10 protein-coding genes are annotated in these 12,746 nt (G+C 66.3%); 8 read left to right on the top strand and 2 right to left on the bottom strand.

Annotation, left to right across the window (positions count from 1 at the left end; translation table 11 throughout):
• Window positions 1-9 precede the first annotated feature (9 nt).
• Window positions 10-1,026 carry a D-xylose ABC transporter substrate-binding protein gene (gene xylF / locus VE092_RS02850; protein WP_075256505.1) on the bottom strand — a complete coding sequence of 339 codons (1,017 nt, stop codon included), beginning with the start codon at window positions 1,024-1,026 and terminating at the stop codon, window positions 10-12.
• A gap of 329 nt (window positions 1,027-1,355) precedes the next feature.
• On the opposite strand from xylF, the gene VE092_RS02845 reads away from it, so the two are divergent.
• From VE092_RS02845 to VE092_RS02835, 3 genes are all read left to right on the top strand, one after another.
• A complete protein-coding gene (locus VE092_RS02845; protein ID WP_324873644.1) occupies window positions 1,356-2,612 on the top strand; it encodes a DNA-binding transcriptional regulator in 1,257 nt (418 codons plus the stop codon).
• Window positions 2,609-3,673 (top strand): aldose epimerase family protein, encoded by a 1,065-nt coding sequence (locus VE092_RS02840; RefSeq protein WP_324873642.1) that lies wholly within the window; start codon window positions 2,609-2,611, stop codon window positions 3,671-3,673. The genes VE092_RS02845 and VE092_RS02840 overlap by 4 nt, the downstream gene beginning before the upstream one ends.
• Window positions 3,674-4,152: 479 nt before the next feature.
• The gene (locus VE092_RS02835) at window positions 4,153-5,202 is read left to right on the top strand and encodes an NAD(P)-dependent alcohol dehydrogenase (protein ID WP_324873640.1); all 1,050 of its coding nucleotides are present in this window, start codon (window positions 4,153-4,155) and stop codon (window positions 5,200-5,202) included.
• Between the two features lie 97 nt (window positions 5,203-5,299).
• On the opposite strand, the gene VE092_RS02830 is transcribed toward VE092_RS02835, so the two are convergent.
• The gene (locus VE092_RS02830) at window positions 5,300-6,235 is read right to left on the bottom strand and encodes a LysR family transcriptional regulator (protein WP_324873638.1); all 936 of its coding nucleotides are present in this window, start codon (window positions 6,233-6,235) and stop codon (window positions 5,300-5,302) included.
• Between the two features lie 139 nt (window positions 6,236-6,374).
• Between VE092_RS02830 and glcE the strand changes: the two genes are divergently transcribed.
• The 5 genes from glcE to VE092_RS02805 all read left to right on the top strand — a co-directional run bounded on the left by glcE (window position 6,375) and on the right by VE092_RS02805 (window position 12,744).
• Window positions 6,375-7,517: a glycolate oxidase subunit GlcE gene (gene glcE, locus VE092_RS02825; protein ID WP_324873636.1), complete on the top strand. Its 1,143-nt coding sequence runs from the start codon at window positions 6,375-6,377 to the stop codon at window positions 7,515-7,517.
• A 14-nt stretch (window positions 7,518-7,531) separates the two neighbouring features.
• Window positions 7,532-8,785 (top strand): glycolate oxidase subunit GlcF, encoded by a 1,254-nt coding sequence (gene glcF / locus VE092_RS02820; protein WP_324873633.1) that lies wholly within the window; start codon window positions 7,532-7,534, stop codon window positions 8,783-8,785.
• Window positions 8,782-10,236, top strand: a complete 1,455-nt coding sequence (locus VE092_RS02815; RefSeq protein WP_324873631.1) for an FAD-linked oxidase C-terminal domain-containing protein — start codon at window positions 8,782-8,784, stop codon at window positions 10,234-10,236. Before glcF ends, VE092_RS02815 begins: the two co-directional genes overlap by 4 nt.
• A 25-nt stretch (window positions 10,237-10,261) precedes the next feature.
• Window positions 10,262-11,350, top strand: a complete 1,089-nt coding sequence (gene hppD / locus VE092_RS02810; protein ID WP_324873629.1) for a 4-hydroxyphenylpyruvate dioxygenase — start codon at window positions 10,262-10,264, stop codon at window positions 11,348-11,350.
• Between the two features lie 83 nt (window positions 11,351-11,433).
• Window positions 11,434-12,744, top strand: a complete 1,311-nt coding sequence (locus VE092_RS02805; RefSeq protein ID WP_324873627.1) for an MFS transporter — start codon at window positions 11,434-11,436, stop codon at window positions 12,742-12,744.
• Window positions 12,745-12,746: the final 2 nt, after the last annotated feature.

The raw sequence follows: 12,746 nt of genomic DNA, 5'->3' as shown, positions 1-12,746 counted from the left end.
ATGCAGGGATCAGCGGCCGTCGATCTGGGCCTGGGTGTAGAAGCCGTCGTCCACCAGCACCTTGACGTTTTCCTTGGTCAGCAGGATGGGTTTCAGCAACAGGCTGTCGACCTTCTTGAAGCCGTTGTCGTATTGGGCGTTGTAGGTCGGCTTCTCGTTGCGGGCCAGTTCCACGGACAGCTTGGCGGCTTCGGTGGCGATCTGCTTCAGGGGCTTGTAGACGGTCATGGTCTGGGTACCGGCCACGACACGCTTGACGGCGGCCAGGTCGGCATCCTGGCCCGAGACCGGCACCTTGCCGGCCAGCTTCTGCGCCGCCAGCGCCTGGATCGCACCACCGGCGGTACCGTCATTGGATGCGACGATGGCGTCGATCTTGTTGTTGTTGGCGGTCAGCGCGTTCTCGACGATGGACAGGGCTTCGGTCGGGTTCCATTCCTTGACCCATTGCTGGCCGACGATCTTGATGTCGCCCTTGTCGATGTAGGGCTTGAGGGCCTTCATCTGGCCTTCGCGGAACATCTTGGCGTTGTTGTCGGTGGGCGAGCCGCCCAGCAGGAAGAAGTTGCCCTTGTTCTTGACCTTCAGGATGCCCTCGGCCTGCATTTCACCGACCTTCTCGTTGTCGAAGGAGATGTAGGCATCGACGTCGGCGTTCAAGATCAGGCGGTCATAGGACAGCACCTTGATGCCGGCCTTCTTGGCCTCCTTGATGGTGTTGGTCAGCACGGTGGCATTGAAGGGCACGATCACGATCACGTCCACGCCACGCGAGATCAGGTTCTCGATCTGGGAGATCTGGCGCTGTTCGCTGGCGTCGGCCGATTGCACATAGACCTTGGCGCCCAGCTTCTCGGCGGCGGCGGTGAAGAAGTCGCGGTCACGCGCCCAGCGCTCCACGCGCAGGTCATCGATGGAAAAGCCGATCTTGGGGTTCTTGGCATCCGCCATGGCGCTGCCGGCCACCATGGACAGGGTGGTCACGGTCATCAGCGCCAATACGGTCTTCTTCAGGATTGCCTTCATAGTCCAGTCTCCGATTTGAATTGAATTTGATTATGATTTTTGAAGCGGCACAGCCAGGTGGAAGAGGAGGCCTGTTCGGGTCCTGTTGCCTGCGAGGCCGCGTGGGGAGGGGTATCGCAGGGAACGACCGTGCCGCGTGATGATGCGAGGGGGATACTAGCCCCGGGCCAATCCCCTCTACAATTACGAAATTGACCAAACGGCTTAGCGATTCTCTTTGTTGCGGGAGCACATATCGGTCATGCGGGCGATGGCTCGCTACAATCCGGGCAGAGCCCATCCCGACAAAAATGGCGCGCGCCAGCGACGCCACCCACAGGAGACACAGCGTGGCAAAAGTGCCTACGGTGCACAGGATTGCGTTGCTCTTCAATGGCAACAAGATCTTCGACCGGGAAATCATTTCCGGCATCGGCGAATACATCAGCAGCACCCGCGCTTCCTGGGACCTGTACCTGGAGGAAGACTTCCGCTGTCGCCCGCAGGGCATCGAGCGTTGGGGCGGGCATGGCATCATCGCCGACTTCGACGACCCGGTCACCACGGCCGCGCTGGAAGGCGTGCAGCTGCCGGTGGTGGCCATCGGCGGTTCCTATGCCGACCCGTCGCAATATCCGGCCAACCGGCCCTATGTGGCGACCGACAATTTCAAGATGGTCAAGCTGGCCTATGACCACCTGATCGAAGCCGGCCTGCAGCATTTCGCCCTGTTCAGCTTGCCCGAATCGGCCAGCAACCGCTGGGCCCAGGAACGCGAGCGCATCTTCACCGGCCTGACCGCCGCCGATGGTATCGCAGGCCATATCTACCGCGGCGTGGGCACCAGCGCGCAATCCTGGGATACGGCGGTGGAACAGCAGATCGCCTGGGTACGCAGCCTGCCCAAGCCGGTCGGCATCATCGCCGTCACCGATGCCCGCGCCCGGCAGTTGCTGCAGGCCTGCCTGGTCGCCGGCATCGCCGTCCCCGAGCAGGTGGCACTGATCGGCATCGACAATGATCCGCTGGCGCGGGTGTTGACCCGCATCCCGCTCAGCTCGGTGATCCAGGGCAGTGTGGAAATGGGGCGTACCGCCGCCCACCTGCTGCACCAGATGCTGCACGGAGCGCGCTTCCCGGACACCCGCATCATGGTGCCGCCGGTAGGCATCAATGTGCTGGCCTCCAGCCGCCACGAGGTGCGTAATCACCCGCACGTGATGCAGGCGCTGCACTTCATCCGGCAGTACGCCTGCCAGGGCATCAAGACCGACCAGGTGGCCGATTACGTGGGCATCTCGCGCTCTTCGCTGGAATGGTATTTCCGCCGCGAGCTGGGGCGCAGCGTGCATGACGAGATCCTGCGCTTCAAGCTGGATGCCGCCAAGCGCATGCTGGAACAGGCCGGCAGCCACGCCGCCGAGATCGCCGTAAGCTGCGGCTTTACCACCGTGCAATACCTGCACGCCGTCTTCAAGCGCGAACTGGGCTGCACGCCCAGGGAATATCAGGAACAATTCGCCGCCGGGCTGGAGCGCTCCGCCGCGCCGGCACCCCGGCAGAAAAAGAAAACCGCAGGGACTTCCCTCCTCACTTCGACAAAATGACGCACTTCACCCTCTCCCATACCACCGCCGCCGACGGCATCCGGCTCTATACCCTGCGCAACCACACCGGCATGCGCGTGACCATCAGTGATCTGGGCGCCACCATGGTCAACTGGTGGGCACCCGACCGCTATGGCCGCGAAGCCGACATCCTGCTGGGCTTCGATCGGGTCGAGCAGTATCAGCACAATCCGGCCTATTTCGGCGCCATCGTCGGTCGCTGGGGCAATCGTATCGCCGGCGGCCGCTTCACCCTGGACGGTGTGTCGCAGCAGGTCGATTGCAACGAAGGTGAGAACCACCTGCACGGCGGGCGCGAGGGGTTCCATGCACAACGCTGGCAGGTCCAGCCCGACCCGGAAGGCCTGCGCCTGATGCTGGTCTCGCCGGACGGCCAGGCGGGCTTCCCCGGCACCGTGATGGCCTCGGTACTGTACCGGCTGGATGACGAGGGCCAGTTGCGCATCGACTACACCGCCACCAGCAATGCCGCCACCCCCATCAACCTGACCTCGCACGCCTACTTCAATCTCAACGGAGGCACCGGCGATATTCGCGACCACATCATCGCCATCGACGCCGATGCCTACCTGCAGATCGATGCCAGCCTGATTCCGGAAGGCCGCGCCGAGGTCGCCGGCAGTCCCTTCGACTTCCGCCAGCCGGCCCCCATCGGCCCGCGCCTGGACTGGCCGGACCCGCAGCTGAAGCTGGCCGGCGGCTTCGACCACTGCTATTGCCTGCGCAGCGAACACGAACCGGCGCCCGGCCAGAGCCGCGTGGCGCAGACCCTGCGCGAGGTGGCGAGCGTCTACGAACCCGGCTCGGGGCGTGAGCTGCGCGTTTCCACCACCGAGATCGGCCTGCAGTTCTACAGCGGCAATTTCCTCTCCGGCGTACCGGGCCGGGGCGAACAGCCATATGCCATCCACGATGGCTTCTGCCTGGAAGCGCAATCCTATCCCGACCAGGTCAACAGCCCCGTGAGCGAAGCGGTCATCCTGCGACCAGGGCAGGTCTACCGCCAGACCACGGTGTATCGCCTGGGCGTGCGCGACTGACAACATTCGAAAAGGCGGCGATAGATCCCTGTCGCCGCTGACATCTTCCTTCTTCCTCCCTGGCCTGCCCTGATTGCGCGCCGTCCACGACGGTGGCGCAATGCCCGCCCGCTCTGCTGCTGACGGTTGTATGTGCGCGCCACAGCCCCGAAGCCGCACCGGCATACGACCGTCGACATCCTCCAGGCGGACAACCGCCTCTGGTGCGATCTTGCCGCATTGCAACTGCCGGGCGGCATCAGCCCCTGAGCCTGCGCATCCGGAACTATTTGGCGCAACGGGCGGCCCAACAGGCCCAGGCGGCCATCGCAGTCATGAGCAGCCGACCCGGTCACCGTCGCCCTGGAGTTTCAGGCAGAAATCGCGGCGGAATGGAGCTGTCGTCCCGCTTGCCGTCGCGTCACAATATCCCGTTTCATGGCGGGCCTTTCCGCGGTTGGCCTGCCTGTCGTCAACGCCAGTTCACCCTAGGAGATCCCATGCAAGTACATGCTTATGGCGCCCATGCAGCCGACAAGCCGCTCGAGCACCTGCAGATCACCCGCCGCGCTACCGGCGCGCATGATGTGCAGATCGACATCGCCTATTGCGGCATCTGCCACTCTGACCTGCACCAGGTCCGTTCCGAATGGGCGGGCACCCAGTATCCCTGCGTTCCCGGCCACGAGATCGTGGGTCGCGTCGCCGCGGTGGGCGCGCACGTGAGCAAGTTCAAGGTGGGCGACCTGGTCGGCGTAGGCTGTATCGTCGACAGCTGCCAGAGCTGCCCGGACTGCGAAGAAGGCCTGGAAAACTATTGCGACAACATGGTCGGCACCTACAACGGCAAGACCGACGATGCGCCCGGCTGGACCATGGGCGGCTATTCGCAGGAAATCGTGGTGCATGAACGCTACGTGTTGAGCATCCGCCATCCCGAAGCCGACCTGGCTGCCGTGGCACCCCTGCTCTGCGCCGGTATCACCACCTATTCGCCGCTGCGTCACTGGGGCGCCGGCCCGGGCAAGAAGGTCGGCGTGGTCGGCATCGGCGGCCTCGGCCACATGGGCATCAAGATCGCCCACGCCATGGGGGCGCATGTGGTGGCCTTCACCACCTCCGAATCCAAGCGCGCCGATGCCAAGGCACTGGGGGCCGATGAAGTGGTGGTCTCGCGCAATGCAGAGGAAATGGCCGCGCATGCCAAGAGCTTCGATTTCATCCTCAACACCGTGGCCGCTCCGCACGACCTGGATGCCTTCCTGGCCCTGCTCAAGCGCGAAGGCACCATGACCCTGGTGGGGGCACCGGCCACGCCGCATCCCTCGCCCAACGTTTTCAACCTCATCATGAAGCGGCGCTCGCTGGCCGGCTCGCTGATCGGCGGCATCCCGGAAACCCAGGAGATGCTGGACTTCTGCGCCGAGCACGGCATCGTGGCCGACATCGAGCTGATCCGCGCGGAAGAGATCAATACCGCCTATGAACGCATGCTCAAGGGCGAGATCAAGTACCGCTTCGTGATCGACAACGCCAGCATGGCGGCCTGAGCCGGCAGGGCAGGCGTGCGTGAGGGCGCCGCCCCGGCAGCATGACCAGGGAAACCGGACCGGGGCCGCAGGGAGCCGGTCCGGTTTTTTTCGTCGGCTAGTGCGATCCTGAACCCTCCCTACCGAGCTGCCCGCCCGCTGCCTGCCGGGTCAGGAAGGGACCGAGGAAATCCACGAAGGCCGCCGCTGCCGGCGTCAGCGAGCGGGTGGTCGGCAGATACAGCGACATCTCGCGGATCACTTCCGGTTCTTCGATGCGCCGCATCACCAGTCCGAAGGCATGCGCCAGCACCCCCACATACGCCGGACACAGCGTCACCGCCAGGTCGGCGGCCGCCAGGCCCAGCGCGGTGGAGAGGTGGGTCACCGTGTGGCTGGGCATGAAGTGCTGCTGCGGCGGCAGTTCGTGCAGGGCCTTGGCGACATGGGTGGCGTAGTCGTGACTGGCGACCACGCTCGGATGGCGGGCCAGGACGGCCCAGGTGATCTTCTTGCGACGCGCCAGCGGATTGCCGGCGGCGCACCAGAGCACCCAGGGCGTCTGGTACAGGCTGATGCGGCGCACGCTCTCACCGGTGGCGCGGTCGGGGCCGACGGCAATATCCACATGGTCGCCATCGACCGCATCGACCAGTTCTTCCACCGCGCAATCGACCAGCCTCACCTGCACCCGCGGCTTGCTCTTGCGATAGGCGGCGATGGCGTGCGGCAGCAGCGCGCTGGCCACGAACAGCGGCGCGGCCACCCGCACCACGCCGGTGGTCTTGTTCTTGACGTCCTGCGCGGTCTGCATTGCCGCGCCCAGTTCGCGCAGTACCCGTTCGGCGGCCGGCCGGAAATCCCGCCCGGCCTTGGACAGGGCCACCCGCCGTGTGGTGCGGTCGAACAGCGGAAAGCCGACTTCCTCTTCCATTTCCTTGATCACCAGGCTGACCGCTCCGGCGGTCAGGTGCAGGCGCTTGGCCGCCAGGTTGAAGCTCTCGGTCTCGGCCACCGTCAGGAAGGTGCGCAATTGCTTGATGGTCAGATTCATCGCGATATACGCCAAAACATATCAATGGATCACATTGTTTAACTAAGCTCAATAATAGGCCAGAAGAACTCGCTTGTTGCGTCCTACCTGCCTCACTACCATCCCAGCACTTAGCCGACAGAGCGAGGCAGGAGATCAGGTGAGGAATCAGGACAACAATCACGCAGGCATGCTGGCCCACCAGGAAGAGGACGCCGAGCACTGGCTCGCCGACACCCGGCGGCGCATTCGCGCGGCCGCCGACGAGGGTCGCCGGCTGATGATCGAAGGCAGCGGCAGCCGCCAGGATTTTGCCGGCGTGCCGCAGGGAGAACGCCTGTCCTTGCGCCCCTATCGCGGCATCGTCCATTACGAACCGGATGACCTCGTCATCACCGTGCGCGCCGGCACCCCGCTGGCCGACGTCCAGCAAGGTCTGGCGCAGCACGGACAGATGCTGGGATTCGAGCCACCCCTGCGCCCCGGTGCCACCGTGGGCGGGGCGGTGGCGCTGGGCTGGTCCGGACCGCGCCGGCCGTTCGCCGGTGCCCTGCGCGATCACCTGTTGGGTGTTCGGATGCTCGACGGCGAAGGCCGCCTGCTGCGCTTCGGCGGGCAGGTGGTGAAGAACGTGGCGGGCTTCGACGTGGCCCGGCTGATGGCCGGCAGCCTGGGCGTCCTGGGCCCCCTGCTGGAGGTTTCGCTGCGCGTGCTGCCGCGTCCCTCGGTGGAACGGAGCGCGGTGCTGGCGGCCACGCCGGCGCAGGCGCTGCAGCTGATGCAGGCGCTGCCGACCGGCCCCGGCCTGCTCACGGCCGCCGCCCATGTGCAAGATCGTCTCTACCTGCGCAGCGCCGGCTCGCTGGCCTGCGTCCAGGCTTTTCTCGCCCGCCAGGGCGGCCAGTGCATGGAGCCGGACGCAGCGCAGGCCTTCTGGTCCGCGTTCACCGACCAGACCCATGCCTGTTTTACGCCGCCAACCGATGGCCTGCGGCTGTGGCGGATCTCGCTGCGCCCGGGTGCAGCGGTCCTGCCTTCCGAGCTCGCCGTCCCCTGTGCCATCGACTGGGCCGGCGCCTTGCGCTGGGTGTGGGCTCCTGCCAGCGCCGCCGGCGGCCTGGTCGCCTGGGCCCGCGCCCATGGCGGCCACGCCACCCTGTGGGCGCACGCCAGCAGCGGGGAGCGCCACGGTGGCGTGTTCCAGGCGCTGCCGGCGCCGGTCATGCGCCTGCACCAGCGGCTCAAGCAGGTGTTCGATCCACGCGGCGTATTCAACGTCGGTCGCATGTATCCCCAATTCTGAGCAAGGAGTCCGTCATGCGTGTCGAGTTCGATCAGCCGATGCAGGCCAGCGCTTCCGCGCCCGATGCCCGCCGCATCATCGAGTCCTGCGTCCATTGCGGGATCTGCACCTCGGTTTGTCCCACCTACGACCTGCTGGATCACGAACTGGACAGCCCGCGCGGCCGCATCTACCTGATCCGCGACATGCTGCAGGGGGCGTCGGTCAGCCCCCGCACCCGCGCGCACCTGGATCGCTGCCTGACCTGCCGCGCCTGCGAGACCGCCTGTCCGTCGGGCGTGGAGTACGGCCAGCTGATCGATATCGGACGCCAGGAACTCGAACGACGCATCCCGCGCAGCCTGCCCGAACGCGGCCAGCGCCGCTTCCTGCGGCGCGCGCTGCAAAGCCCGCGTCTGCTGCAGCTGGCTCTGCGCGCTGCCTGGATGGTGCGCGTCCTGCTGCCCACGGGTCTGCGCAAGCGCATCCCGCCACTGCCCCAGGCTGCTGCCACTGCGGCCTGGCCGGCCAGCCCGCATGCACGTCGGGTGCTGAGTCTGCGCGGCTGCGTGCAGGGTGTGGTGGCGCCCGGTTACGACCTGGCGCTGGCGCGCATCCTCGACCGCTTCGGCGTGACGCTGGTGGACGTCGCCGGCAGCGCCTGCTGTGGCGCCATCGACCAGCACCTGGGCGCACCGCAGGCCGCGGCCCGGACCATGCGCCGCAATATCGATGCCTGGTGGCCGCACATCGAAGCCGGCGCCGAGGCCATCGTCCTCAGCTCCAGCGCCTGCGGCAGCATGGTCGCGGACTATGCGCACCTGCTCAAGGACGATGCGCAGTACGCGGCCAAGGCACAGCGTGTCAGCGCGCTGCTGCGCGATCCGGCGGAACTGGTCGGCCAGTTGTGGGACCAGGCCAGTCTGTCGTTGCGCGCGCTGGCGCCGGGGCGGGACCGGCTGGTCTTCCATCCGCCCTGCACCCAGCAACATGGCCTGCGCATCAAGGGGCAGGTCGAACTGCTGCTGCAGCGGGCCGGCTATCAGCTCGCCTCGCTGGCGGAGAGCCATCTGTGCTGTGGTTCGGCGGGCACCCATTCGCTGCTGCAGCCGGCGCTGGCAGACCGCCTGCGGCAACGCAAGCTGTCGCACCTGCTGGCGGGCCAGCCGCAGGTCATCGCGTCGGCCAACGTCGGCTGCATCCTGCATCTGCAGCAGGACAGCCCGGTGCCGGTGCGGCACTGGCTGGAGATACTGGCAGAGCGCCTGCCAGCAGGAGCACAAGCATGAATGTACATGCCTTGCTCCAGGCACTGCGCGAGATTGTCGGCGAGCCGTGGCTAATGGCCGATGCCGAATCGGTGGCGCCCTACGAGTGCGATGCCCTGTTCCATCTGCAGCAGCGCCCGCTGGCCGTGGTACTGCCGGCCGATGAACAGCAGGTGGCCGCGCTGGTGGCCCTGTGCGCGCACGAACGCGTGCCGCTGGTGCCACGCGGCGCCGGCACCAGCCTGTCAGGCGGCGCCACGCCGGTGGCCGGCGGCATCGTGATGGCCCTCAATCGCCTCAAGCGCCTGAGCATCGATGTCTCCGCCCGACAGGCGCTGGCGCAGCCGGGGGTACGCAATATCGTGGTGTCGCAGCAGGCGGCCGGCGCCGGGCTGTTCTTTGCGCCGGATCCCTCCAGTCAGGTGGCCTCCACCATCGGCGGCAATATCGCCGAAAACGCCGGCGGCGTGCACTGCGTGAAATACGGCCTGACCGTGCACAACCTGCTCGGCCTGCGCGTGGTCAGCGGCGAGGGCGAAGTGCTGGCGCTGGGCGAGGGCAGCCTGGACCAGCCCGGACTGGACCTGCTGGCCCTGGCCTGCGGTTCCGAAGGCCTGCTGGGGCTGGTCACCGAAGCGCGCCTGCGCCTGCTGCCCAGCCCCCGGGCGGTGCGCGTGCTGCTGGGATTCTTCCCGCGCATCGAAGCCAGCTGCGATGCGGTCTCGCGCATCATCGCGGAGGGCATCGTCCCGGCCGGGCTGGAAATCATGGACCAGGCCTCGCTGCAGGCCGCGCACCGCTTTTCCCCGGCGCTGGGCCTGCGCGAGGACGCCGCCGCGGCTCTGCTGTGCGAACTGGATGGCGAACCCGACGATATCGACGATGCCACCCGTCGCATCTGCTCCATCTTCCAGTCGCTGGCGGTGATGGAACTGCGCCAGGCCGATGACCCGGCCCAGCGCGCCCAGCTGTGGGCGGCCCGCAAGAACGTCCTGCCGGCCCTGTTGCGCAGCGCCAGCGACCTGTATGTCGCCGATTGCACCGTCCCGCGCCGCGCCCTGAGCCGGGTGCTGACCCGGGTGCTGCAACTGTCGGCGCAGCATGGCATCGCGGTGGCGCAGAGCTTTCACGCCGGCGACGGCAATCTGCATCCGGTGCTGTTCTACGACAGCGCCGTGGACGGCGAGGAAGAACGCGCCCTGCGGCTGGCCGACGCCATCCTGCAGGCGGTGCTGGCCGAGGGCGGCACCGTCAGCGGCGAGCACGGCATCGGCAGCGAAAAGCTGCATGGCATGTGCTGGCAGTTCTCGGCCGACGAACTGGATCTGTTCGCGCGCTTGCGCGCTGCCTTCGATCCGCAGGGCCTCTTCAATCCGGGCAAGGCCATCCCGACCTTGCACCGTTGCGCCGAGTTCGGCGGCATGCATGTTGCGCGCGATGCCATGCCGTTCCCCGAGTTACCGCGCTTTTAATCACCGACCTTAGATGGGAGCAAGCATGTCAGATCTGTTCGATAACCCCATGGGCCTGTGCGGCTTCGAATTCGTCGAATTCGCCTCTGCCCGCCCCGGCGTCCTGGAGCCCCTGTTCGTGCAGCTGGGCTTCACGGAGGTGGCCCGTCACCGTTCCAAGGATGTTTCGCTGTACCGCCAGGGCAGCATCAATTTCATCATCAATCGCGAGGCCGGCAGCCAGGCCGCCTACTTCGCCGCAGAGCACGGGCCGTCGGCCTGCGGCCTGGCCTTCCGTGTGCGCGATGCGCATCATGCCTACCGCCGCGCGCTGGAACTGGGCGCGCAGCCGGTGGAGATCCCCACCGGCCCGATGGAACTGCGCCTGCCGGCCATCCGCGGCATCGGCGCAGCGCCGCTGTACCTGATCGACCGCTTCGAGGATGGCAAGTCCATCTACGACGTCGATTTCGAATTCCTGCCCGGCGTGGATCGCCATCCGCGCGGCCATGGTTTTTCGCTGGTGGACCACCTGACCCACAACGTCTATCGCGGCCGCATGGCCTATTGGGCGGACTTCTACGGCAAGCTCTTCAATTTCCGGGAGATCCGCTACTTCGACATCCAGGGCGAATACACCGGTCTGACCTCCAAGGCCATGACCGCGCCCGATGGTCTGATCCGCATCCCTCTCAACGAAGAAGCACGCCAGGGCGGCGGCCAGATCGAGGAATTCCTGATGCAGTTCAACGGCGAGGGCATCCAGCACATCGCCTTGCTGACCGACAACCTGCCCGATGCCATCGACCGCCTGCAACTGGCCGGCATCCCCCTGCTGAGCGCACCCAACGCGCTGTACTACGCACAGCTGGAGAAGCGTCTGCCCGGCCATGGCCAGCCGGTCGATGCGCTGCAGGCGCGCGGCATCCTGCTCGACGGGACCACCGAGGGCGGCACTGCGCGCCTGCTGTTGCAGATCTTCTCGGAGCCGCTGCTGGGGCCGGTGTTCTTCGAGTTCATCGAACGCAAGGGGGATTACCGCGAAGGCTTCGGCGAGGGCAATTTCAAGGCCCTGTTCGAATCGCTGGAGCGCGACCAGATCCAGCGCGGCGTCCTGGGCGGCGAGCAGCAATAAAGAACGATATCAATCATTGACACAGAGAGGACGCGCCATGGAAGACCATCGGCGCAGTACCTCCGCCATGACAGGAGACCCATGTGACCACCCTTGCATCCGGACTGGGCGGCGACGCCACAGCAGACTTCGAGAACCGCACCTATGCCAGAGTGACCTGGCGCCTGATTCCCTTCCTGTTCCTGTGCTACGTGGTGGCCTACCTGGACCGCGTCAACGTCGGTTTCGCCAAGCTGCAGATGCTCAGCAGCCTGCAATGGAGCGACAGCATCTATGGCCTGGGAGCAGGTCTGTTCTTCGTGGGCTATTTCCTCTTCGAGGTCCCCAGCAACCTGCTGCTGTACCGCTACGGCGCCCGCCGCTGGATCGCCCGCATCATGATCAGCTGGGCCATCCTGTCGGGCCTGACCGCCTTCGTCACCACGCCGGCCGCGTTCTATGTCCTGCGCTTCCTGCTGGGGGTGGCCGAGGCCGGTTTCTTCCCCGGCATCATCCTGTACCTGACCTACTGGTATCCGGCCCATCGGCGCGGCCGCATCACGGCACTCTTCATGACCGCCATCCCGATCTCGGGCGTGGTCGGCGGTCCGCTGTCGGGCTGGATCCTGGGCAGCTTCGGCAGTACCGGGGGCTGGGCCGGCTGGCAATGGCTGTTCGTGTTGGAAGCCCTGCCTTCGTTGCTGGTGGGCGTGATGGTCCTGTATTACCTGGATGACGGCATCGCTTCCGCACGCTGGCTTGATGACCGGCAGAAGACGCTGCTGCAGGACAATATCCGCAGTGACGCCGTCGGCAAACTGGATCACTCCATCGCTGCGGCCTTCTCCAACGGCAAGATATGGGTCATGTGCGGGATCTACTTCACCTGCGCCATGGGCAACTATGGCATCAGCTTCTGGCTGCCCTCGCTGATCCAGGCGGCCGGCATCAGGAGCCTGCTGTCGGTAGGTCTGCTGTCGGCCATTCCCTTTGCCGTGGGCGCAGTATCGATGGTCTTGTTCGCCCGCAGCGCCGACCGCCGGCTGGAGCGCCGCTGGCACCTGGCCGTGGCATTGCTGGTGGGCGCCGTCGGCCTGAGCCTGAGTGCCCTGTTCGGCCAGCAGGCCTTGCTGGCGATTGCTGCGCTGTCGTTCGCCTCGGCCGGCATCATGTCGCTGGCGCCGCTGTTCTGGAGCCTGCCGACCGCCTTCCTGGGTGGCGCGGCGGCGGCCACCGGTATCGCGCTGATCAATTCGGTGGCCAACCTGGCCGGCTTTGTCAGCCCCTTCCTGATCGGCTGGATCAAGGACCAGACCCACAGCACCGCCATCGGCCTGTACCTGCTGTCAGGCGTACTGGTGGCCGGGGCGGTGCTGGTCATCGGCGCCGTGCCGGCCAGGCTGGTGAACCGCTAGCA

It is taken from the genome of Herbaspirillum sp. (assembly GCF_035644555.1).
GTDB lineage: Bacteria > Pseudomonadota > Gammaproteobacteria > Burkholderiales > Burkholderiaceae_D > Herbaspirillum.
The sequence above is the reverse complement of the archived record's forward strand: the minus strand, read 5'-3'. Positions and strand labels throughout refer to the sequence as shown.

What these genes read in the sequence shown, in the direction of transcription:
- VE092_RS02835 (WP_324873640.1), top strand. Translation starts at nt 4,153, where the DNA reads ATGCAAGTACATGCTTATGGCGCCCATGCAGCCGACAAGCCGCTCGAG.
- hppD (WP_324873629.1), top strand. Translation starts at nt 10,262, where the DNA reads ATGTCAGATCTGTTCGATAACCCCATGGGCCTGTGCGGCTTCGAATTC.
- xylF (WP_075256505.1), bottom strand. Translation starts at nt 1,026, where the DNA reads ATGAAGGCAATCCTGAAGAAGACCGTATTGGCGCTGATGACCGTGACC.
- VE092_RS02815 (WP_324873631.1), top strand. Translation starts at nt 8,782, where the DNA reads ATGAATGTACATGCCTTGCTCCAGGCACTGCGCGAGATTGTCGGCGAG.
- VE092_RS02840 (WP_324873642.1), top strand. Translation starts at nt 2,609, where the DNA reads ATGACGCACTTCACCCTCTCCCATACCACCGCCGCCGACGGCATCCGG.
- VE092_RS02830 (WP_324873638.1), bottom strand. Translation starts at nt 6,235, where the DNA reads ATGAATCTGACCATCAAGCAATTGCGCACCTTCCTGACGGTGGCCGAG.
- glcF (WP_324873633.1), top strand. Translation starts at nt 7,532, where the DNA reads ATGCGTGTCGAGTTCGATCAGCCGATGCAGGCCAGCGCTTCCGCGCCC.